The organism is Pseudoalteromonas distincta, from assembly GCF_005877035.1.
Lineage (GTDB): Bacteria > Pseudomonadota > Gammaproteobacteria > Enterobacterales > Alteromonadaceae > Pseudoalteromonas > Pseudoalteromonas distincta.
Genome location: NZ_CP040558.1, coordinates 717,243 through 739,332, shown reverse-complemented (window position 1 = coordinate 739,332; position 22,090 = coordinate 717,243). Strand labels below are relative to the sequence as shown.

Annotated in this window: 19 protein-coding genes; 3 read left to right on the top strand and 16 right to left on the bottom strand. The window is 39.7% G+C overall.

Annotated features, from left to right (window positions below; genetic code table 11):
* Positions 1 to 81 precede the first annotated feature (81 nt).
* On the bottom strand, positions 82 to 1,548 hold the full coding sequence (locus tag FFU37_RS03190; protein WP_138488708.1) for a sigma-54-dependent transcriptional regulator: 1,467 nt from the start codon (positions 1,546 to 1,548) through the stop codon (positions 82 to 84).
* Complete coding sequence (locus tag FFU37_RS03185) at positions 1,545 to 2,657, bottom strand: sensor histidine kinase (protein WP_008168789.1); 1,113 nt, start codon at positions 2,655 to 2,657, stop codon at positions 1,545 to 1,547. The genes FFU37_RS03190 and FFU37_RS03185 overlap by 4 nt, the downstream gene beginning before the upstream one ends.
* 132 nt (positions 2,658 to 2,789) lie before the next feature.
* Here FFU37_RS03185 and FFU37_RS03180 point away from each other — a divergent pair, with 132 nt between their 5' ends.
* Positions 2,790 to 3,383 carry a DNA-3-methyladenine glycosylase I gene (locus FFU37_RS03180; protein ID WP_138488707.1) on the top strand — a complete coding sequence of 198 codons (594 nt, stop codon included), beginning with the start codon at positions 2,790 to 2,792 and terminating at the stop codon, positions 3,381 to 3,383.
* A 308-nt stretch (positions 3,384 to 3,691) separates the two neighbouring features.
* On the opposite strand, the gene FFU37_RS03175 is transcribed toward FFU37_RS03180, so the two are convergent.
* Positions 3,692 to 5,128, bottom strand: a complete 1,437-nt coding sequence (locus tag FFU37_RS03175) for a sigma-54 dependent transcriptional regulator (RefSeq protein ID WP_138488706.1) — start codon at positions 5,126 to 5,128, stop codon at positions 3,692 to 3,694.
* 422 nt (positions 5,129 to 5,550) lie between these two features.
* Between FFU37_RS03175 and fliS the strand changes: the two genes are divergently transcribed.
* On the top strand, positions 5,551 to 5,952 hold the full coding sequence (gene fliS, locus FFU37_RS03170; protein ID WP_024592736.1) for a flagellar export chaperone FliS: 402 nt from the start codon (positions 5,551 to 5,553) through the stop codon (positions 5,950 to 5,952).
* Between the two features lie 8 nt (positions 5,953 to 5,960).
* Positions 5,961 to 6,275, top strand: coding sequence for a hypothetical protein (locus FFU37_RS03165; RefSeq protein ID WP_138488705.1), 315 nt, complete (start codon positions 5,961 to 5,963; stop codon positions 6,273 to 6,275).
* A 94-nt stretch (positions 6,276 to 6,369) separates the two neighbouring features.
* On the opposite strand, the gene fliD is transcribed toward FFU37_RS03165, so the two are convergent.
* From fliD to FFU37_RS03100, 13 genes are all read right to left on the bottom strand, one after another.
* Positions 6,370 to 7,803, bottom strand: a complete 1,434-nt coding sequence (gene fliD, locus FFU37_RS03160; protein WP_138488704.1) for a flagellar filament capping protein FliD — start codon at positions 7,801 to 7,803, stop codon at positions 6,370 to 6,372.
* Positions 7,804 to 7,862: 59 nt separating this feature from the next.
* Positions 7,863 to 8,285, bottom strand: a complete 423-nt coding sequence (locus FFU37_RS03155; protein WP_138488703.1) for a flagellar protein FlaG — start codon at positions 8,283 to 8,285, stop codon at positions 7,863 to 7,865.
* Positions 8,286 to 8,440: 155 nt separating this feature from the next.
* On the bottom strand, positions 8,441 to 9,919 hold the full coding sequence (locus FFU37_RS03150; protein WP_138488702.1) for a flagellin: 1,479 nt from the start codon (positions 9,917 to 9,919) through the stop codon (positions 8,441 to 8,443).
* A gap of 304 nt (positions 9,920 to 10,223) precedes the next feature.
* Positions 10,224 to 11,705 (bottom strand): flagellin, encoded by a 1,482-nt coding sequence (locus FFU37_RS03145; protein WP_138488701.1) that lies wholly within the window; start codon positions 11,703 to 11,705, stop codon positions 10,224 to 10,226.
* A 277-nt stretch (positions 11,706 to 11,982) separates the two neighbouring features.
* Complete coding sequence (gene flgL / locus FFU37_RS03140) at positions 11,983 to 13,251, bottom strand: flagellar hook-associated protein FlgL (RefSeq protein WP_138488700.1); 1,269 nt, start codon at positions 13,249 to 13,251, stop codon at positions 11,983 to 11,985.
* A gap of 2 nt (positions 13,252 to 13,253) precedes the next feature.
* The gene (gene flgK / locus FFU37_RS03135) at positions 13,254 to 15,296 is read right to left on the bottom strand and encodes a flagellar hook-associated protein FlgK (protein WP_138488699.1); all 2,043 of its coding nucleotides are present in this window, start codon (positions 15,294 to 15,296) and stop codon (positions 13,254 to 13,256) included.
* A 1-nt stretch (position 15,297) separates the two neighbouring features.
* Positions 15,298 to 16,314 (bottom strand): flagellar assembly peptidoglycan hydrolase FlgJ, encoded by a 1,017-nt coding sequence (gene flgJ / locus FFU37_RS03130; protein ID WP_138488698.1) that lies wholly within the window; start codon positions 16,312 to 16,314, stop codon positions 15,298 to 15,300.
* A gap of 165 nt (positions 16,315 to 16,479) precedes the next feature.
* Complete coding sequence (locus tag FFU37_RS03125) at positions 16,480 to 17,574, bottom strand: flagellar basal body P-ring protein FlgI (RefSeq protein ID WP_039484677.1); 1,095 nt, start codon at positions 17,572 to 17,574, stop codon at positions 16,480 to 16,482.
* Positions 17,575 to 17,585: 11 nt separating this feature from the next.
* On the bottom strand, positions 17,586 to 18,269 hold the full coding sequence (gene flgH, locus FFU37_RS03120; RefSeq protein WP_002959418.1) for a flagellar basal body L-ring protein FlgH: 684 nt from the start codon (positions 18,267 to 18,269) through the stop codon (positions 17,586 to 17,588).
* A gap of 17 nt (positions 18,270 to 18,286) precedes the next feature.
* Positions 18,287 to 19,075 carry a flagellar basal-body rod protein FlgG gene (gene flgG / locus FFU37_RS03115; RefSeq protein WP_002959420.1) on the bottom strand — a complete coding sequence of 263 codons (789 nt, stop codon included), beginning with the start codon at positions 19,073 to 19,075 and terminating at the stop codon, positions 18,287 to 18,289.
* 21 nt (positions 19,076 to 19,096) lie between these two features.
* Positions 19,097 to 19,840 (bottom strand): flagellar basal body rod protein FlgF, encoded by a 744-nt coding sequence (locus FFU37_RS03110; protein WP_007581863.1) that lies wholly within the window; start codon positions 19,838 to 19,840, stop codon positions 19,097 to 19,099.
* A gap of 157 nt (positions 19,841 to 19,997) precedes the next feature.
* Entirely contained in the window at positions 19,998 to 21,341 is a 1,344-nt protein-coding gene (gene flgE, locus FFU37_RS03105) for a flagellar hook protein FlgE (protein ID WP_138488697.1), read from the bottom strand.
* A 58-nt stretch (positions 21,342 to 21,399) separates the two neighbouring features.
* The gene (locus FFU37_RS03100) at positions 21,400 to 22,080 is read right to left on the bottom strand and encodes a flagellar hook assembly protein FlgD (protein ID WP_039484684.1); all 681 of its coding nucleotides are present in this window, start codon (positions 22,078 to 22,080) and stop codon (positions 21,400 to 21,402) included.
* Between the last annotated feature and the right edge of the window lie 10 nt (positions 22,081 to 22,090).

Here is a 22,090-nt window from a genome sequence, read left to right as displayed (position 1 = left end):
ACAGTAGGTTAACTTTAATTTGTGTGAGTCAGAGTTTTGACAACCCTAAGCTCGCAGCGCAAACTTAGGGTTTATAGGAGGTTATGCAGGAAGTGAAATACCTAAATCGCGCATTTGCGCTAGTTTATAACGTAAAGTTCGTGGGCTTATGCCCAACGTTTCGGCAACGTCTTTACGCTTACCTTGGCAACGTGCAAGGGTTTCTAAAATAATTCGATGCTCTTTGTCTTTAAGCTCATCTTTATAGCTACCGGTATCTGCCGCTAATAAACCTTGTTTAGGCTCATCCTCAGCATGCGACTTTTCATCATAATATGCAGAGCTTAACGTGCTTTTATCAACACCTTTGTTTGCGTGAGCTAACTCTGTTGGCGATACGGTTTGCGCCGGTGCCAATGAAGGCTCCATAACAAAGTTATTAGATACTAAGTTTTCGATAAAAATAGCATGCTCGTTTATTGTGTTACACGTGCGCAGTATAAGCGCACGCTGTATAACATTATCAAGCTCGCGTACATTACCAGGCCACGCGTGAGCCAGTAACTTTTGCTCAGCAGCTTTATCTAAATACGCCATAGGCTCTTTGCTTTTACTTATATGGCGCTCAATTAAATGCTTAGCCAATACAATAATATCGCCAGGGCGTTGGCACAATGGTCGCCACATAAGTGGAAAAACATTAAGCCTGTAATATAAATCTTCTCTAAACTGATTTTCAGACACGGCTTCTTTTAAATCACGATTACTGGTTGCCAAAATACGTACATCGAGCTGAATAGTTTTACGCCCCCCTAAACGCTCTACTTCACGTTCTTGCAGTACGCGTAAAAGTTTAGCTTGTAGCCCTAAATCCATTTCAGTAATTTCATCAAGTAAAATAGTACCGCCTTGTGCTTGCTCAAACTTACCCGGACATGCTTGAATCGCCCCCGTAAAAGCCCCTTTTTCGTAACCAAATAACGTGGCTTCGAGCATATTTTCAGGAATAGCCGCGCAGTTAATCGCTACAAATGGCTCATTACATCGGCTCGACTTATCATGAATATAACGCGCAAGTACTTCCTTACCTGAACCACTTGGGCCAAGTACCATTACACTTGCATCAGAGCGTGCTACTTTACTTGCAAGCTCCAATAATTGAATACTAGTTGGGTCAGCAACAATGGGGCCGTCGGTTTCTTTTGCTTTTTCAGGCAAATAACGGCTCACCATATTTAACAGCACTTCAGGTGCAAATGGTTTTGCCATGTAGTCAATTGCACCTAGGCGCATGGCCTCTACCGCATCGTCAATTGTGGCATAGGCCGTCATCATCAATACAGGTAAATCAGGGTGGTTTAATTTAATACTGCGTAGTAAATCAAGGCCACTCATTGCGCCCATTTGCACGTCGCTTACAACAAGCGAAAATTGATCTTTTTTAAGCAGTAACATTGCTTGCTCAGCACTGCTCGCTGCAACACATTCAATACCCGACATTTCAAGGGTATCTATTAAGGCTTCACGAAGCCCTGCGTCATCTTCGACAACTAAAATAGTGTTACTCATAATGACCCCTCTAATTTAGATGTTGCCTTAATAGGCAATAACAAGCTAAAGCAGGCACCACCATGCGTATTATTAGTCACATCAACACGGCCTTGGTGCGCACTAGCCACCGAACTCACTACAGCAAGCCCTAAACCTGTGCCCTGACTTTTTGTAGTAAAAAATGGTTCAAAAATTTTATCGCTTTGGCTTAAATCAACACCTGGGCCATTGTCGCTCACACTAATACGAACCATATCTAAATCTTTTAAATCTCTTTGTGCGCTAATTTTTACTTTTGCGCCGCCGCCAATAACTTGAATACTATTGTGCACTAGATTTTGAATAGCACTGGCCAATGCTGTTTTATTACCAACTATTTGTATATCGGGTTCTGGTAAGCTTACATCCAGTTCACTTTCATTAAGTGCGACCATCGCATCGGCACCTGCTTTAACTTCGGTTAAAAGCTGCTGCATTGAAACTTGCTCAACAACTTGCTGATCGCCACTTTTAGCAAATAACAGCATGTCGTTTACTTGAGTTTCTAAATCTTTTAAACGCGACATTAACTTTGTTTGAAAATTATCACGAGATGCTTCGGGTAAGCGCTTAGACCCTAAATTAGCTGCGTAAAGCATAGCGGCTGAAAGCGGCGTACGTACTTGATGCGCTAATGATGCAACCATTTTACCCAGCGCGCTTAATCGCTGCATATGTGCAACACGTTTTTGTAAGCGGCGAGTTTCGGTTAAATCCGTCATTAAAATAAGTTGCCCAGGCTCTGGTGCTAAAGCAGTAATATCAAGCTTTATTAGGCGTCCGTCTTTTAAAGACACTTCATGGCCATCATCTTGATGTGGCCTAAAAGAGCGCTGAATAACATTAAACCAACGTTCGCCTTCAAGTGGCTCGCCAAGCATATCAATCGCTATTTGATTCGCTTTTGCAATCAACCCTTTGCCATCAAGTACAACCACACCTGCTGGCATGGTATCAACCAAGTGCGAAAGCCAACTTGCTTGCTTGCGCAGATCGCTTAATTCACCAATGTACTCCTCTTGAAGTAAACATGGGTTATACTGATTTGCAGAAAAAAACTGTGGTTTTAGCACGCTAGCAAGGGCCATAATCAAATCTCGAATTGATGTAGATACATGTCTAAATGCACGATTTATACCAAAATTTATTTACATACTTATCATTAAGTTACATCAATAATTTGAGCGACATAAAAATGACGCACACAAAAAGGAATAATAATGAGTGAGCAAAAAAAGTGCCGTTGCCCGTGGCTCGACACCACTAAACCCGACTACGTTATTTACCATGATGAAGAATGGGGCGTCCCTCTTTATGATGATACAAAGCTGTTTGAATTTATCACTCTTGAATCAGCGCAAGCCGGCTTAAGCTGGTACACAATTTTAAAAAAGCGTAGCGGTTACAAAAAAGCATTTGCTAATTTTGATGTAGATAAAGTGGCACAATTCACACAAGATGACATTGAGAGATTAATGCTTGATGAGGGTATTGTGCGCAATCGCTTAAAAATTGCGGCAACTGTTAACAACGCAAAGTGCTTTATAAAAATACAAAAAGAATTTGGAAGTTTTAGTAACTACCAGTGGCAGTTTGTCGATAATAAACCGATTATAAGTAATTTAAATAACGCTGAGGATTATCCAGCAATTACAGAGGCATCAACTGCATTTGCTAAAGATTTAAAAAAACGGGGTTTTAAGTTTTTAGGCCCTACAACGGTTTACGCTCATATGCAGGCCTGCGGTATGGTTAACGATCACAGTAATGATTGTTTTAGAAAAGAAGAAATTATTAAGACTTTTAGTGAGTAAGCGATTTATAACCATAAAAGTGATTAGTTCACAAAGAGGTTAAGAGACGCTGCGCTTTAGAGAAGTAAAGCGTAAGTTGACTATGGTTTCTCATTTACCTTCGTTTTTCTCTTTGTGAAATAACGGTTTTATTTAAATGATTAAAAGTCTTGTTTTTCACGCGAGCAAGTCTAGCGTCTACCGCCAAGGTTTAAGTTTACGATTATCTTGTAGACGCCAAGCTTGCTTGCGTGACGGGCAAAGCCCGTAAAGTGATTGATCACAAATGAATAATAAATAACGAAAAGTATTTCACCATTTTCGTACTTCTAATCTCGTGAAAGATTATACTTTTTCATTTTCTCAACGAGTGTTGTTCTGCGAACCCCTAATATCTCTGCAGCGCGAGCTACAACGTAATCATAGCGCTCTAACGCTTGGGTTATTAAGCTAATTTCAAGTTCGGCTAAATAATCTTTAAGTTCAATACCATCATCAGGCAATAGACCACTACCCGTTTGGCTAAACTCAGCGTCTGGCTCACTTTCGTAATCACTAAAGCCTGTGCTAAATATGTCGTTAAAGGCGTCTTTTTCCATTAACTCTTCAGGGTATTCTGGCTCGTAGGCTTCAACTTCAATGTAACGATATTTGTTAGGTAAATCAGGAATATCGACCACTTTGTCAGGGAACATAATAACCATACGCTCCACCAAATTAGCAAGCTCACGAATATTACCAGGCCAAGCATGTTCTTTTAAGCTCTCAACTGCGCGCTCTGTAAACTTAGCGGTAGAACCAGTCTGGTCGTTAACACGGCGCATTAACTCTTTTAAAAGCAGCGGAATATCATCAGCTCGCTCACTCAGCGATGGGTTTTCGATAGGGAATACATTTAAGCGGTAATATAAATCTTCCCTAAAACTACCCTCTTCAATCATTGTTTCAAGATTACGATGCGTGGCAGCAATAACGCGTACATCAGCTTGGATTGCCTTTGTACCACCAACACGTTCATAGCTGCGTTCTTGCAATACTCGCAGCAACTTAACTTGCATTTGCAGTGGCATATCGCCTATTTCATCTAAAAATAGCGTCCCACCTTGAGCTAGTTCAAAGCGCCCTTTACGAGCCGATATAGCACCAGTAAACGCGCCTTTTTCGTGGCCAAATAGTTCACTTTCGAGCAGCTCTGCAGGAATAGCACCACAGTTTACAGGTACAAACGGTCCATTAATGCGCTTTGAAAGCAGGTGTACATTACGGGCAACCACTTCTTTACCAGTGCCTGATTCGCCTAAAATTAAAACATTAGCATCGGTTTTTGCCACTTGTTCAATTAAAAAGCGAACATCTTTTACGGCCTCTGTTTCACCAACAAGTCCATCAAAAATTTTATGTGGTTTACTATGCTTATGCTCATTAGGCAGCATGCGCTGATACTGTTGGCAATCGTGAAGTAACTGCGTTGTCACTTCGTGATTAAATGGCTCGCAAATAAGCCCCACCACATTAGCGATACTTAATAGTGGTTTTAGCGTTTCGCCAATTAATAAAAACGGTAATGTTGGATAGCGTTTAATTAAGCTTTCGTGGTCAAGTGATTGCAACGCTCCTAAAATAATCATGCATTCTTGCTGCTGATATTTTTTGCATTCTTGTTCAAAGCAGTCTTCGCTTAATAGTTGTACAGCTTCACCAATAAAGCCAAGTGAAGCATTTAATCCTATTGCGCGGTTGTTATTATTATCTAAAATCAAGATCATATTTAGCGAGCCGTACTTTCACTAATTTGTATAATTAGTTAAATTGTAAGCCAGTTCAGCATGGATGCAAGTGATAGCGGCAGTTTTTTGACATAAACGCCAAAAAACAGGCGGGCTAGTTAAGTCAATCATACTTAATAGTTAATCATTAAGTATGAGTTATAGTTTTAACTTAGTTATTACCTAGCTATAACTTAGCTCTAAAAATTAATTTACTCGGCTATAAAAATGCTATTGTTAGTAAATAAACTCAATTATAAATTTAAGTTGAAGTTACAAATGCCGATACATAAATAAGTGAAAATGCTTGGCATTAATATTGCTTTGTTTATGTAAAAGTATAAAAGCTTTATTGATTTTTTATATAAGTTTTTATATTAGCTTTCACATAATTTTATTGTTTTAAATTTTAGGATCTTCCCATGGCTCATGTCTCAGTAAAAAAATACGGTCAAGTTCGTGCTAGTAGTATTGCCGAAATGGCTCCTTATGAACAAATAAACCTTATATTCAGTAATATAATCGGTCGCTTAGCAGCAACAAAAGGGTTTATTGAGCGCAAAGAAATACAAAAAAAAGGTGAAAACATTTCAGCCTGTGTTTTATTATTTGGTGCACTGCAAGACGCACTCAATTTAGAAGTAGAACAAGACCCTAGTATTTCTAACAATTTATTGGCACTGTACGACTACTGCCAACGCCGTTTAACGCAAGCGAACATAAACAACGATATTGAAGCAATTGTGGAAGTATCAAGTATCGTTAAAGAAATTAAAGAAGGTTGGGATAACATTCCACTAGATCAACGAAGCCCTGCGGTTTAATTTCAATTATGGACTCGCCAACATCTTCAGAGCAACTAACAAACTACTCTGAGCTCATACAAACGTTGCTTAGTAATATTGAAGTGTTAGTAAATGATAATAACGCAGACGAAGCTCGGCCTCTTTTAGACACTTTAAATACTGAACTAAAGCAATGGTGCGAAAGCAGCGACGGCCCAAGTGCAGAGCAATTAGAATTAATTCAGCTTCGTATAAATACTATTTTAGTAAAAGCGAATAGTGCAAAAAACGAATCATCAAAAGCTATTATTAAACATAAAAAGTCAGGACAGGCGATAAAAGCTTATAAAGCAAGTCGCTAAAATCTACTCAAATAGAAAGCACAAAAAACCGTTTTAAGTAACGGTTTTTTGTGCTTTCTTAGTTTAGCTATTAATTTAGTACCATATTTATCTACTAAGAGTTATCTCGTACTACGCCTGGCATATTCTCTAATTGAGCTTGAACATAACTACTGGTGTTATTAAGGCTCGCCACTAATAAATCCATCGCATTATATTGAGCATATAAGCGAGACGATAGCGACTCCATTTTACTGGCAAGGTCCAAGCGATCATCATCTAAATCATCTAGTTGATTTGTTTTACTATCTATTCGGTTTTGTATGATGCCGTCAGAATCTGTATAAAAGCTCATTAGCTCATCAAACGACTGTGCAAAGCCATCATCGTCATCGCCTACAAAAAACTGTTGCACTAGATTTACATCTGCGTCTATTTGCTCATCCAGTGTTTCTGTATTTAGCGTTAAAACACCGTAGCGATCTGTTTCAACACCTAATTGCGAAAGCGATAATGAGTTACCATCACCTAAGTCAACTGACTCGGTGATTTCACTACGTAACTTTGACATAACACCACGAAGTAGTGAATCCCCCGCCATAACGCCTGCACCACCTTCTCCGGAGGCACCTAAATTATTACTAAGCTCTAACAGTTCGTTATAGCTTTCAATAAAACTATTCAAACCCGTTTTAATATTATTATTGTTCTCAGTAACTGATATGTCGCTTAAGTCGTCGTCAGTGGCATGTAACTTTTTAGCGGTAATATCCACGCCATCAATCACATTACTAAATTCATTCGTATTGCTTGATACAGTTAACGTGCCATCAATTGTTATTTGTGCGTTTTGAGCAGCGTTAACTTGCGTTATGTTAGTTGTGTGGTTAGCCGGATCTGCGTCTGATACATCATAAGCTAATCGAGATAACCCGCCTGTATCAGTATTATTACCGTCATCATCTTGTACGGTAATTGTTATAGCGTTATCTTCACCGGTTTCTTTACTTGTAAGCACTAAATGCTGACCGGTATCACTGGTTATTATAGTGGCGACAACCGAATCATTGCTATCACTGCCAGTAAAAGGGCCGTTATTAATTTGGTCTCGTAAATCTTCTAACTTATTGGTAGCCGATAAAACCGTAGAAAAACTATTTGCGCCAGAGCCTATCGTGATCACACCCGCACCTATAGCCTCGTCTGCAGCAAACGCAGGGGATGACAACTTATGAGCTTGTGCTAATGCATCCACTTTTACATTGTAGCTACCAGGCTGGGCTTCTTTATCTGAGCTAATAGAAATAAAGTCATCATTACCTGATGCTGTTCGCTTTTGATAATTATCACTATCACCCAATGCTTCCATTGAGGTTTGTACTTTTTCGAGCGCTGACTTAAGTGCACCAACAGCAGAAATATCCGTAGTTAACTTACTTTCAGTAGTATTTAAACGAGACTCAGCGGGTGCTTGTTCAGCATTAACTAGTGCATCAACAATATCTGATACTGCTAACCCAGAACCTAAACCAGTAAACGAAATAGCCATGCTTCACCTCTTAAATTCTTAAAAATAAACTAACTTAAAATAGTAATCTGAATTACTTACTAAACTGTTTGGTCAATTAAAATACCGGCAGATTCAGACAATTTAGAAACCAAACTTAATACTTCTTCAGAAGGATACTGCTTGATAACTTCGCCGCTGTCTTTATCGAGTACTTTAATAACATCACGACCTGAATCTTCATCAACTTTAAATTGCAAACTTCGGTTCATTTCACCCATAAAGTCCTGCAATTGTTGCGCCATTTGTTCTAGCTGTTCACGCTCTAACGGCTGAGCAGTTACTTCTTGATTATTTTTTTCGTATTGATTTTGCTGTAATCGTTGTTGATTTTGTGCATCAGCTTGCTTTACATCGTCAACAGCGCGTTCAGTTAGCGAACTAGCAGCTTGCCCTACTTGCTTATCATCACCAGCAGGAGTCGGTAATGTTGTAACCTCTGCGTTTGAAGTAATTGTATTCATAACAGATTCCTATTTTTCACTTAATTAAACCAACAATAGCTTAATTTATATCCTTAAACTACAAAAGGAGGTGGCTAAAGCCACCTCCTTTTTAAAATACTAATACTGACTTTATATATTAGTTAGCTAACCATTAAGGTTTTACTTTTAACTTATTAACCTAATAAGCTAAGTGCTGCCTGTGGTAACTGATTCGCTTGCGACAAGATTGACGTACCTGCTTGTTGCAATATTTGATTTTTCGTCATTTGCGCTGTTTCTGTCGCAAAGTCTGTATCTTGAATACGGCTACGTGAGGCTGATACGTTCTCAGAAATGTTAGCTAGGTTACTAATTGTGTGATCAAAACGGTTTTGAATCGCACCTAAGTCAGCTCGTTGTCCATCAATTGATGCTAATGCCGCATCAATTACTTCTAACGCACTTTGTGAATCCGCTTGTGTTGATAGGTCGACTGACTTCACTGACTCTAACGAAGAATTCATTGTAGCTGTTGCAAACACATCAGTGTTCCCTCCTGCTACTGAAAAACCTTTAACACCTGATAATTTAATTTCACCAGTCAATGTTGTACTATCATTTGTTGTATTAAGTAGTGAAGCAGGTGTACTACCTTCTTTATTACCCGTAACTGTAGCTGTTGCGGCACCACTAGCTACAGTTGTGAAAGAAAGGTTGTCAATTTTAATATCATCGTCGCCTGTTAAAATCAATTTGCTTGAATCATTTTCATCAACTGTTGCTACCACATTTGTATTGGCGTTATCATTGATAGCTGCTGCTAATTCGGTCATATCACTTTGGCTGAAATTCGTAAGATTAATTGACTCTCCATTTAGACTCATCGAAAGTGATTCACCATTCGTTGCAGCATCAAATGTCATTGATACTACATTTTCAACCGATGCCTTTACTGGCACACTTCCATCTGCGGTTGCTTTGTTGATTGCATTAGCTACTGTTTTACTTGAGTCACTAAGGTCGTATGAAATTGCACTTGTCGACTTACCATTATTACTTGTAATAACTAAGTCAGTTTCAGCAGTAATGCCGTTAACTGGTGCAGTTGCGGCTGCAGTAGTTGCCACCCCCATCACTGAACCTCCAGCTGAAAGCGACTGACTGCCTAAGTTTTCAGCAGCTACATTACCTAGACTCATATTAATAATTTCATTCGCATTAGAACCTACTTGAAAGCTTTTTGTGCCAAATGAGCCATCTAACAATTGCTGACCACCGAATGAAGTAGTTTCTGCGATTCGAGTTAATTCGCTCTGTAATGCGCTAACTTCTTTTTGTAATGCTTCTCTATCATCTGATGAATTTGAACCATTGGCAGATTGTAAAGCAAGCTCACGCATACGTTGTAAAATATTAGTAGACTCTTGCATTGCCCCTTCAGCTGTTTGCGCCATTGAAATACCATCGTTAGCATTACGCTGTGCTACACCTAAACCATTTATTTGCGATGTTAAACGGTTTGAAATTTGCAGACCTGCCGCATCATCTTTTGCACTATTGATACGCATACCTGATGATAGACGTTCCATTGATGTTGCTAAATTAGAACCCGATTGAGAAAGGTTACGTTGAGCGTTTAGTGAGGATACATTTGTGTTTACCGAAATCATAATAAAACTCCTGATTACTTTCGTAATGTTGCTATTTTAATTTAACCAAGAGCTGTCACAAATGTATGCTCAGCTCCGTACTGATTAAGTTAACGGCAGGAGGTAAATTATCTTTAGGAGTATTTTGAAAAAAAATTAGTTTATTTGTTCAATGAAACGTAATTATCTGTTTTAGAATGAAAAATAGTTATTTATTAATTTTTATAATGCATAAAGTTATGTCGCAAATAACTTTTACTATCTCAAGAAACAAAAACGCACTTCAAATTAAAGTGCGTTTATAAGTATTTACTGGTGAAGTTAATAGTTAACCACCTAATAAACTAATGGCTGCTTGTGGTATTTGGTTTGCTTGCGAGAGTATTGATGTACCCGCTTGTTGCAATATTTGGTTTTTAGTCATTTGTGCAGTTTCGGTTGCAAAGTCAGTATCTTGAATACGACTACGTGAGGCTGATACGTTTTCATGGATATTTGCTAAGTTACTAATAGTATGGCTAAATCGATTTTGAACAGCACCTAAACCGGCACGCTGGTCATCAATTGATGCTAATGCCGCATCAATTACTTCTATCGCACTTTGTGAATCCGCTTGTGTTGATAGGTCGACTGACTTCACTGACTCTAACGAAGAATTCATTGTAGCTGTTGCAAACACATCAGTGTTCCCTCCTGCTACTGAAAAACCTTTAACACCTGATAATTTAATTTCACCAGTCAATGTTGTACTATCATTTGTTGAATTAAGTAGTGAAGCAGGTGTACTACCTTCTTTATTACCCGTAACTGTAGCTGTTGCGGCACCACTAGCTACAGTTGTGAAAGAAAGGTTGTCAATTTTAATATCATCGTCGCCTGTTAAAATCAATTTGCTTGAATCATTTTCATCAACTGTTGCTACCACATTTGTATTGGCGTTATCATTGATAGCTGCTGCTAATTCGGTCATATCACTTTGGCTGAAATTCGTAAGATTAATTGACTCTCCATTTAGACTCATCGAAAGTGATTCACCATTCGTTGCAGCATCAAATGTCATTGATACTACATTTTCAACCGATGCCTTTACTGGCACACTTCCATCTGCGGTTGCTTTGTTGATTGCATTAGCTACTGTTTTACTTGAGTCACTAAGGTCGTATGAAATTGCACTTGTCGACTTACCATTATTACTTGTAATGACTAAGTCAGTTTCAGCTAAAATGCCGTTAACTGGTGCAGTTGCGGCTGCAGTAGTTGCCACCCCCATCACTGAACCTCCAGCTGAAAGCGACTGACTGCCTAAGTTTTCAGCAGCTACATTACCTAGACTCATATTAATAATTTCATTCGCATTAGCACCTACTTGGAAGCTTTTTGTACCAAATGAGCCATCTAACAATTGCTGACCACCGAATGAAGTAGTTTCTGCAATTCGAGTTAATTCGCTCTGTAATGCGCTAACTTCTTTTTGTAATGCTTCTCTATCATCTGATGAATTTGAACCATTGGCAGATTGTAAAGCAAGCTCACGCATACGTTGTAAAATATTAGTAGACTCTTGCATCGCCCCTTCGGCAGTTTGCGCCATTGAAATACCATCGTTTGCGTTACGTTGAGCTACAGCTAAGCCATTTATTTGCGATGTTAAGCGGTTTGAAATTTGTAGACCGGCGGCATCATCTTTTGCGCTATTGATACGCATGCCTGATGATAAGCGCTCCATTGACGTTGCTAAGCCTTCACCAGATTTAGTTAGATTACGTTGTGCGTTTAGTGACGACACATTAGTATTTACTGTTAATGCCATTTTACCATCTCCTAGATTTAAACAGAGTGTGGTTCAACACGATTTAACAGGAACCACTGTTCGATAATTTCTTAAAATAAGAAAGCATTTACTGTGCCAATTTTTAATCGCTTTTAACTTATTGTTTTTAATTATAAAAATTGATTTTGTTGAGTTGAAAAGTTGGAGGTGAGATTATTTAGAAAGGAGTGACATTTTTTTGCCGCGATTTTGTAGCCAATTTTTGCCGCAAAGTATTGCCGCTTTAAAAGTAGGTAAAGCGGCAAGGTATTTCTGCTTATAAGTAATCGAATAATGAAAGGTTAGTTAAACGGCCAAAAGTAGCTTGCGATGCTTGCAGTGCCGTTTCTTGTTTAGTCAGTTCGCTAATAGCTTCTGCCATATCAACTTCAACTAAGTTAGAGCGATTACTTTTATTTTGAATATCGAGTGCTAAGTTTGAATCACTTACTCTTTCAAGTGCGTTCATACGCCCGCCTAAACTTGCTTGGGTAAACACGACTTGCTCACTGGCGTTTTGTAATTGCACTAAGCCATCAGCAAGTACTTGCTGAAAGTCTTCACCTTCAAGTGTGCCATCGTTAAGGCCGGTAATAAGTGCTTGCAATGTATTAAGTACGTTTTCTTTATGTGGTTTTTCAAGACTAAAATCGAGTTGGCCTGGAGCATTGCCCTCAAATTGAATTTTCATACCTGCAAATTCAATTGTATCATCTGTAACTTCACCAGTTTGAGGAGGGGTAAGCGACACACCATCTTGTAAAATTTCGTATGTATCAGGATCGTTTGTTGTCGCACCAGCGGTTGTAACTACACTAAAAGTATTTGCTGTAGGTGAAACTGGAGTCGTTGGGTCAGCATTGTATTGAGCTTGATGGAACTTATCGAACTCGGCTTGGCCATCAACATAAACAGTGCCTTTAGTAATATTATTTGTAGGTGTTGTTGTTGGTATGTCTGCTTTATTATCGAGTACATTTAGTCTGGCATCTGTTTTTTCAAACGTATCAAAGCCGTTATCACTCGCCTTAATTGATACACCTTCAGCTATAGTTATTTGGTGCTGGCCTTGATCGCCTTTATAGTTATATTCACCTGACTCAAGTTGATAAGGCTGGGTGCTGTCTTGGTATCCTGAAAATATAAATTTACCGTCTTCTGATCGGGTGTTCATTAAGTTAGCTAGCGTTTGTTGAATGCCACTAAGTTCTGATGCAATCGATTTTAAATCGTCTTTAGTATAAACACCATTACCTGCCTGAATAGTCAGCTCTTGCGCTTGTTGAATATTACTATTTATGCTTTGTAATACGCTTTCTTCAGTTTCTAGGCGGCCATTTAGCTGATCGATATTTTTAGTGTATTGCTCATTAGTTTGTATTTTATTTGAATACAGCATAGCTTGCGAAATAGCAGCTGGCGCTTCTGAGGTGGTTAAATACTTTTCACCTGTTGTTACTCGCTCTTGTGCATTTGCAACACCTTGTTGGTTGTCGAGTATTTTATTTATGTTGTTTTGGTACATTAAATTATTTGATAAACGCATAATTACCTCGCCGCATTTAATAAGGTGTCAAAAATTTCTTGAGCTGCTGCTAAAACTTGTGCTGATGCTGAGTATGATTGTTGAAAACGCAGTAAATTTGCGGCCTCTTCATCAAGGTTTACACCCGATAACGACTCGTACCATGCCTCAGATTGCTGTGCTAGAGCATCAAATGCAGCCCCACTTGTGATTGCTTGGCCAGTTACAACTCCTATATCACTCACTAATCCTGAATAAGCTTGGTTGAACGTTTTATGGTTGTCGGCCGTTGCTGTTGTTTCTACATTTAAACGGACTAACTCACCATTTTGTAAATCAGCTAATTTTAAACCATTACGGTTATCGTCAAAGCCGCCTTCGTTAAACTCAAGTGTAAAGGTATCGCCTGTTGCTGGTGTACCTTCTATATCAAAATCAAAACCATAATCGCTGTATGGCGTTCCAGCTTGAGATAAAACGTTATTACCTGGCGGTGGAATAATAATTGTTGTTGCCGTATTATTTTCATCAGAAATTTGATATTCGTTTGCAGTGCCTGTTTTAACTAGGGTAATACCGCCATTGGTCAAACCGGGAGCGGTGGTAAAACCACCCGATGTCACGCTTGTAACTTCTCCTGCTGAAATAGTAGCGGTACCGGTATTATCTATACTGTTAGCTGTACGAATAGGCGATGCTAGTGCTAAATCTTCTGCGCGCCCTGTTGCAAGCGTAATGCTAGAAGCCGAGTCAGAATTAAGTTTAATTTGAAACTGATCTCCGACGTTACCAATGCCGCTTATATTAACCTTTAGGCCAAAAGATTCTTCAACTGTATCAGGGGTAGGCAGAGCTGGTGGTATTGCTCTTTTAATTGAAGCTGTATTAATTTCACCACTAGAAATATCGGCTAATGCCGGATCACCAATCTTGTTTCCTTTGTTATCTATGGGCTGAATACTTACTTCATTAGCATTAGCTGTATAAGTAATAATAAAGTCACTGGCAGGAAGTTCACTGCCCTTACCTGGCTCTACTGTTGCAGTCATACCGGCAGTACCGGTGTTAGCTTGATATGCATAAGCGCCAACGGTAGGTATATTAAAAATATTACCCCCTAGCTGACCTGTTGCATCCATACCCAATTTGTTTTGCTCGTTAAATGCATCAGCTATCGCTAAGCCCATTTGACCAATTTGGTTTTGCGCAGGGACTAATATGTCATCTCTAAAAGCAAGTAAGCCGCCAATTTTGCCTTTAAGCTTACTTACATCAACTTCAAGCGGCACAGCTTTGCCACCATTAACATCAAGCGTGAATTCTTTAAAATTAGGATCAGGATCGCCCGTCATCGAAAATAAGTTAAATGCGCCATTTTGCATAACAACTGCTTCGCCTGTGCCCATAAAAACGAGTTTTTCGCCATTTGGACCATCAAGCGTTTCTATGTCTATTAGCTCTGATAAGTCGCGTATTGCTTTATCGCGTTCGTTATAGGTAGAGCTGGCATCTGCGGCGTTATTAGTACCATTAACGGCTGCTATATTTTGATTTAGCGTGCTAATACTTTGAATGAGTGAGTTTGCTTCATCTGAAAATATTTCGAGCTGCTCGTTTACTATACTTTTTTGATCAAGCACGATGCCCGAAAGCCTATCCATTTGATCAATTAAGCTTTGCGCATCTGTCATTACTAATGAGCGGGCAACAGTAGATGAGGGCTGATTTAGCGCTTCTTGCACATTATTAAATAAAGAGTTAATACCAGTCGAAAGGTTGTTCGACTCTTCAGAAAAAATAGTATCAACTCGATTAGCCTCAGTAATAAACTGATCGAAAAACGATTTATTAGAGGTGTCACGATTTAGCTGTGACTGAGCAAACTCGTTTAGTAATCGGTATGTTTCGCCTCGCCCTACTTGGTTGTCAACCATAGTAGTAAACTCTGTACGCTCACGCACATAGCCTTCGGTATTTACATTGGCGATATTTTTACTTGTCGTTTGCAGTAGCTCCGAGCTTGATCTAACCCCAGAACTGGCAATGTTTAATAAATTAAACGACATGTTACTCTACTCCTTGGCGGATCACGTTTGCCGCAATGTCTTTTAGCTGACTGCTATTGAGCACTTTTTTTATTTTGCTGGCGTAATTTGGATCGGTTGCATAACCTGCTTTTTGTAATGAATCTAAAAAGTCGTTTGGTTTAGCTGTATTTTGTAATGCTTCTTTGTAGCGTGGGTTTTGCGTTAAAAAATCAACGAAGTCGTTCACGCTGTCTTTAATTGAGTCGTAGGCTCTAAAGCTGGCTTGTTTTTTAACGGGTGTACCTTGCTCAAACTCAAGCGTTATTTTGCTTGCTTTATCGCCTTCCCAGCTTTTATCTGACTTAATATTAAATAAGTTATTTGAGCTGCCACCGTCACTTTTGTTAATAATGTGCTTACCCCAACCGGTTTCAAGTGCCGCTTGTGCAACCATTACCGCAGGATTTAAACCAATTTTTTGCGCTGCAGTTTTAGCGTGTTCCCACACTGAACTTACAAACTCTTCTGCATTTTTAAATGTTGGGCTATCGGTTTTAGTCTCTGCAGTATCGACTTTAGGCTCAGCAATATCGGCTTTAGTACTCTTAACGATAAGATCGGGTTGCTTATTTTTTTGCTCATGAGGAAGAGCAGAACCGACTTGCGTATCGCTAAAAATATCGTTGGTTGTTCTAAGCACCGAGCCTGGCATAAAGTTTTTAGACTCAGGCGATAACTGCTGAACTATTAAATCGGCAAGGCCTAACGAGCCATTTGATGAAAGCTCTGTTGAAAGTTGCTGATCGTGCATTTCTTCAAAAAACTTTACGCCACTTGAATTAAATGGGCTGTCTTTGTCTTCAAACGCTTCGTTAGCTTTGCGCATTCCTTTGAGCAACATTTGCGTAAAAATAGCTTCAAATTGTGCGGCCGCTTTTTTGAGCGCAGCTTTAGAGGCATCAGTTGATGCATCGCCACTCGTTAAGGCTTCTTTACGAAGTGAATCTAAGTTGCCTAAATCAAAAAAGTTTTGTTTATCGAGATGATTAGTTTCCATCGGCTTTTTGACACAAAATGAATAATGCAGTTAAAAATGCAAAAATTGAGCCACTACCGATAAAACAAGGAAGATAAAAATAATAAACTTAAGTTGCTGTAAATAAAAAGCCCTAATTTCAAAAATATAGGGCTTAAGTAATACGTTATTTAATGGCCTGGGTTATTATATAACAACTAACTGTCCGTTAATTGCGCCAGCTTCTTTTAGTGCTTCTAAAATAGCCATTAAGTCACCAGGCGCTGCGCCTACTTCGTTAATTGCGCGAACTAAATCGTCAAGGCTTACACCTGGATTAAATACAAAGGCACGCGAGTCATCTTGGTTTACATCAATAATACTTTGCTGCGTGACAACTGTATCACCGTTTGCTAGCGGATTTGGTTGTGACACGTTTTGTTGTTCTGCAATTGTTACTGTTAAGCCACCGTGAGTTATAGCCGCAGGCTGAAGCTTAACGTTTTTGCCAATGACAATTGTACCGGTGCGCGAGTTAACTATAATTTTAGCGGCCATATCAGCTGGTTTAAATTCTAAGTTTTCGAGTGTTGATAAGTACGATACACGCTGGGATGCATCGCGTGGTGCTATAACACGAATAGAAACAGAATCTATTGCTTGTGCGCTATTTGGGCCAACTAAGTCATTAATTGTTTTTTCTAGGCGTTTTGCCGTTGTAAAGTCTGGGCGGTTTAAATTAAAAGTAATGTAATCGCCTTGCATAAATGGGCTTTCCACGGCGCGCTCAACTGTAGCGCCATTTGGTATACGGCCAACTGTAGGGGTGTTAATTACAACTCTACTGCCATCAAGGCCTTGTGCGCCTAAGCCACCGACAATTAAACTACCTTGTGCAATTGCATACACGTTACCATCTACACCTTTTAAAAAAGTTTGTAGTAAAGTACCGCCACGTAAGCTGCCTGCACTACCAATAGAAGAAACCGTAATATCTATTGTTTGCCCGGGCTTTCTAAATGCAGGTAATTCTGCATGTACAGCAACAGCGGCAACATTTTTAATTTTAGGACTTTGAGTTGAAGGTAGCGTAATACCAAAGCTGTTCAACATGCCTCTAAAACTTTGTTGTGTGTATGAGTTTTGCTCGCCGGTGCCCGGTAAACCAACCACTAAGCCATAACCGACTAATTGGTTAGAGCGTACGCCTTCAACCATAGACACATCTTTTATGCGCTCAGCACTGGCAGTAAACTGCCAACCTAATAACACAACTAAACATAAAGCTTTAAGGCTATTCATGTTGTTACCCTCTAAAATGGAAACAGCGAACTGCTAAAGAAACGTGTAAGCCAACCAGGACTTTGCGCCTCTTGCGTTTGCCCTTTACCTGAGTATTGAATACGTGCATTAGCGATACGATTTGATTCAACCGTATTATCGGCGCTTACGTCTTGAGGGCGTACTAGCCCTTCTAAACGAATAAACTCTTCGCCAGTATTAAGCGTTAGCCATTTTTCGCCGCGTATAACTAAGTTACCATTAGGTAAAACGCGCATAACATTAACCGAAATATCGCCCACTAAGCTGTTTGACTGGTTAGATTTTGAATCGCCCGTAAACGACGAATCACTACCAATACCAAACTGAATACTATCGCCACCTATATTTACAGGTAGACCACCTAAGCCAATCACTGGGTCTAAGCTTGCGTCGGTTTCTTTGTCTGTTTCTGTTTTAGCGGCTTTTGTTGCTTGAGTAGACTCTTGCAATTTAACCGTAATTATATCGCCAGTACGTAGCGCTTTTTTATCAGAATATAAGTCGTTTGATGTATGAGTATTAAACAATGAACCTGTGGCTACCAGCGGCTCGAGAATAGGCTCAGGGTACATAGGTGCGTAGTAAGGGTCGTCCTGCACTACCTCACTATTTTGCGTAGACATACAGCCACTTAAAAATAATGTGCCCGCTGCAAATAAAATAATATTACGCATAATTCCCCCCTACTCTATTAAAGCTGTTGATTGATATAACTCATCATTTCGTCAACGGCCGAAATTACTTTTGAGTTCATTTCGTAAATACGCTGAGTTTCTATTAGATTTACCAGCTCTTCAGTCACATTTACGTTTGAAGTTTCGAGTGAGCCTTGAATAATACTACCTAACCCTTCAACACCAGGATTACCTTGTACAGGCGCACCACTTACAGCCGTTTCGGTATAAAGGTTTTGACCAATTGGCTCAAGACCCGATGGATTAATAAAGTCACTAATAGTCAGCTGACCAATTACAACGTTATCGGCTTGGCCTGCAACACGCACAGATACTTCGCCGTCTTGCGAAACCGTAATTGATTGCGCGTCATCAGGTACATTCATTTCTGGCTGAATAACGTAACCTGCGCCCGATGTTACAATTCGTCCATCGCCATCAGTAGTAAACTGACCATTGCGTGAGTAAGCAATATTGCCATCTGGTTGCAGTACTTCAAAAAAACCTTCGCCAGAAATCATCCAATCTAGTGAGTTTTCGGTGGTCAACATGTTGCCTTGCGTAAACTCTTTTTGGTTAGCTACAACTTTAGCACCCGCACCTAACATTAAGCCCGACGGCATTTCGGTATCTTGCGATGAACGACCACCCGGTTGATTAATATTTTGATAAAGTAAATCTTCAAATATAGCGCGGCTTTTTTTGTAACCTACGGTACTCGCATTCGCTAAATTATTTGAGATAACCGATATATCGGTTTGTTGAGCGTCTAGCCCAGTTTTACTGATCCACAATGCTGGATTCATAATCGTGTCCTCACTTTAAAGTTAAACTATGCGTAATAACTGATCTTGACGCTCGTCAATTTCTTCAGCTGTTTTCATTAATTTCACTTGTAATTCAAATTGGCGCTGGTGGCTTATCATGTCGACCATTTCGTGAACCGGATTCACATTCGACATTTCAAGCGAACCACTTAAAACTTTTACATTGGCAGAGGTATCTACTGTTACATTTGCTTTTGGTCTAAATAAACCGTCGTTACCTTTTTCGAGCTGTGAGCTATTTGCTTCTACCACTCTAAGCGTGTCGATTTCTTCTAAAAAGTTAGCGGGAGCGCCTTGTGGTCGAACTTGAATAGCGCCATCTTGGCTAAACCCTATTTTTTCGACTGGGACGGGTAAAATTACAGGTCCCCCTTCGCCAATAACTTGACGACCATGACTGGTTACAAGCATGCCTTGAGCAGTAACGTTTAACGTACCCACTTTTGTGTAAGCTTCATTACCGGAGGCATCTTGCACAGCAAGCCATGCGTTATCGCTCATTGCGATATCTAAGTCTCGCCCGGTTTGCACAATGCCACCCGATACCATGTTTGAACCCGGACGCTCTTGCATTGAAAATACACGTGTAGGCAAACCTTCGCCAAACGCTTGCATAGAACGCGCCTGGGCAAAGTCAGCTTTAAATCCTGTTGTATTTGCATTCGCCAAATTATTGGCTTTAAGCGCAAGCCCTTGTAGGCTTTGCTTAGCGCCAGAGGCCGCAATGTAGACCATTTTGTCCATAGTATCGACTCACATAAAAAATCTCTGAACTTATAAATGCAAAATAGGTGCCAGATTAAATTTGACGCAACATTGAGAGGTTTTTAGAAGGGCTTACAAAGAGGACTTACAAAAAAGGCTGCAAAAGTGCAGCCTAATATATTTAATGGGGTTTAGCTTATCGAATCTGCAAAATACTTTGCTGAATAGTTGAGTTAACTTCAAGCGCACGTGAGTTTGCTTGGTAATTACGCTGTGCAGTAATTAAGTCTACTAGTTCATTAGTAAGGTTTGTATTTGATTGCTCAAGCGCTGATGAATTGATCGATCCTAAAGTACCTGATCCTGGTTCGCCTGCAATTGGATCACCAGATGTTAAACTTTTTTTCCAAGCGGTATCACCGACTTGCTGTAAGCCTTGTGAGTTAGAAAAACGAACCATAGCGACTTGACCTAGAAAAGTTGAGTCACCATTACTGTAAGATGCAACTACTTTACCATCAGTACCAATATCAATACCGGCTAAACGGCCAACAGTAGCACCGTCTTGCTCAAGCGCTTTTACTTCAAAGTTACCTGCATACTGAGTGGGAACTTTATTACTGGTTCCCGCTTCATCACGCCAACTGACTGACACATCATCAGGAAAACTTGCACCATTAGTCAAAAGAGAAGTCAAACCTGTAGTCGCATCAGAAGATAAGTCTATATCATCAAAAGTTGTAGCCGGTGATGTTACATTAGGCAAACCTGCTGATGTAAATTCAAAAGTATCTATAGGAGTATGTGAACCTGCGACTGTTTCAACTCCATCTGTCCCAAAATTTTTCCCGTCTAAAGTTCCATAAACTTGCCATTGATTTGGTGTTGTCGTTGGGTCTTGCTTTACAAAGAAAAGCTGTAAAACATGTGGCTCACCTAATGAGTCATAAACTGTAGTTGATGTAGAACTATTATAAGAAGCACTCGTACTTGAATCAAAAGGAGTTACTGTAGGTTGAGTTTCTCGTGAATCTAAGTTAAATGATGAGTACACTTTACTTGTTGCGCGAGGAGAACCAGACGAATCCGGTATCTGTAATGGTGATGAAGTACTCAAACTTACTGATGTAGTGGCACCTGTAGCTTCATCAACAGGGAAACCTTGTAAAAAATTACCTTTGGCATCTACTACAAAATTATCTTCATTTAATTTGAATGCACCTGCACGAGTGTAAGAAAAATCTTGAGAACCTAAGTCTTCACTCATCGCGAAATAACCTTCACCAGTGATAGCCAAATCAAGTGAGTTATTTGTAAATTGCAGTGAGCCTTGATGAAACTGCTGTGCAACCATAGCGGTTTGAACACCATCACCATTTTTAGTCTTACCAGAGCTAAATACTGATGAAGCGTAAACATCGGCAAACTCAGCGCGTGACTCTTTAAAACCTGTTGTATTTACGTTTGCAATATTATTTGCAGTTACGTCTAAATCTTTTTGTGCGGCAGCTAGGCCGGTTAATGCAATATTGAAGCTCATAATTCACCTCTAACCTGTTAATCTGTGGCCTGCTGGCAGGCAAGAAATATTAAATTTGTTACGCGATTTCTGCAATGTCGGTTAACCTAACCGCACCTTCTTTGGTGTTCACAATGATGCCGCTTGAGCCGTTAATGTTTACACTTTCAATATTTTTGAAAGTTGCAATAGGCAAGCTAGAAAACTGGCCATTGGTACTACCTTGTGCCGATAATGTGTATTCCCCTTCAGGTAAACGCTCACCGCTTTCATTATTACCATCCCAAGCGAAGCGAACAGCGCCCGCAGGCTGAGAACCCATATCAATTGTTCTCACTAGCTGTCCTGAAGCGTCAGTTACACTAAGTGTTAAGCTTTCAACTGCACTTTCAGCAACGATAGACCCTTTAGCATCACCTGATTCATTTAAATCAACAGTATTTGACTCTAGTAAAGCCTGCTTGCCAACAAGCGTTGAAGCTTGCAGGGCTGAGTTTGATGTCATCGAAGTAGCCAACGTATCAAAATTTGAATTCAAATCACTGATACCTTGCGCCATCGTAAAGCTAGTCATTTGAGCAATCATTTGATCGTTATCCGCAGGGTTACTGGGATCCTGATACGATAATTGCTGAGTTAACAAAGAAAAAAAGTCTTCTTGCGTTAACGCATCACTCTCATTGTCGCTGGTCGCTACTTGCGATTCTTGCCAACGCAAAGAGTCTAAATAGGATGAAGATGTACTAATATCGTTACTCATAACCTACCCT

What these genes read in the sequence shown, in the direction of transcription:
- FFU37_RS03190 (WP_138488708.1), bottom strand. Translation starts at nt 1,548, where the DNA reads ATGAGTAACACTATTTTAGTTGTCGAAGATGACGCAGGGCTTCGTGAA.
- FFU37_RS03185 (WP_008168789.1), bottom strand. Translation starts at nt 2,657, where the DNA reads ATGGCCCTTGCTAGCGTGCTAAAACCACAGTTTTTTTCTGCAAATCAG.
- FFU37_RS03180 (WP_138488707.1), top strand. Translation starts at nt 2,790, where the DNA reads ATGAGTGAGCAAAAAAAGTGCCGTTGCCCGTGGCTCGACACCACTAAA.
- FFU37_RS03175 (WP_138488706.1), bottom strand. Translation starts at nt 5,128, where the DNA reads ATGATCTTGATTTTAGATAATAATAACAACCGCGCAATAGGATTAAAT.
- fliS (WP_024592736.1), top strand. Translation starts at nt 5,551, where the DNA reads ATGGCTCATGTCTCAGTAAAAAAATACGGTCAAGTTCGTGCTAGTAGT.
- FFU37_RS03165 (WP_138488705.1), top strand. Translation starts at nt 5,961, where the DNA reads ATGGACTCGCCAACATCTTCAGAGCAACTAACAAACTACTCTGAGCTC.
- fliD (WP_138488704.1), bottom strand. Translation starts at nt 7,803, where the DNA reads ATGGCTATTTCGTTTACTGGTTTAGGTTCTGGGTTAGCAGTATCAGAT.
- FFU37_RS03155 (WP_138488703.1), bottom strand. Translation starts at nt 8,285, where the DNA reads ATGAATACAATTACTTCAAACGCAGAGGTTACAACATTACCGACTCCT.
- FFU37_RS03145 (WP_138488701.1), bottom strand. Translation starts at nt 11,705, where the DNA reads ATGGCATTAACAGTAAATACTAATGTGTCGTCACTAAACGCACAACGT.
- flgL (WP_138488700.1), bottom strand. Translation starts at nt 13,251, where the DNA reads ATGCGTTTATCAAATAATTTAATGTACCAAAACAACATAAATAAAATA.
- flgK (WP_138488699.1), bottom strand. Translation starts at nt 15,296, where the DNA reads ATGTCGTTTAATTTATTAAACATTGCCAGTTCTGGGGTTAGATCAAGC.
- flgJ (WP_138488698.1), bottom strand. Translation starts at nt 16,314, where the DNA reads ATGGAAACTAATCATCTCGATAAACAAAACTTTTTTGATTTAGGCAAC.
- FFU37_RS03125 (WP_039484677.1), bottom strand. Translation starts at nt 17,574, where the DNA reads ATGAATAGCCTTAAAGCTTTATGTTTAGTTGTGTTATTAGGTTGGCAG.
- flgH (WP_002959418.1), bottom strand. Translation starts at nt 18,269, where the DNA reads ATGCGTAATATTATTTTATTTGCAGCGGGCACATTATTTTTAAGTGGC.
- flgG (WP_002959420.1), bottom strand. Translation starts at nt 19,075, where the DNA reads ATGAATCCAGCATTGTGGATCAGTAAAACTGGGCTAGACGCTCAACAA.
- FFU37_RS03110 (WP_007581863.1), bottom strand. Translation starts at nt 19,840, where the DNA reads ATGGACAAAATGGTCTACATTGCGGCCTCTGGCGCTAAGCAAAGCCTA.
- flgE (WP_138488697.1), bottom strand. Translation starts at nt 21,341, where the DNA reads ATGAGCTTCAATATTGCATTAACCGGCCTAGCTGCCGCACAAAAAGAT.
- FFU37_RS03100 (WP_039484684.1), bottom strand. Translation starts at nt 22,080, where the DNA reads ATGAGTAACGATATTAGTACATCTTCATCCTATTTAGACTCTTTGCGT.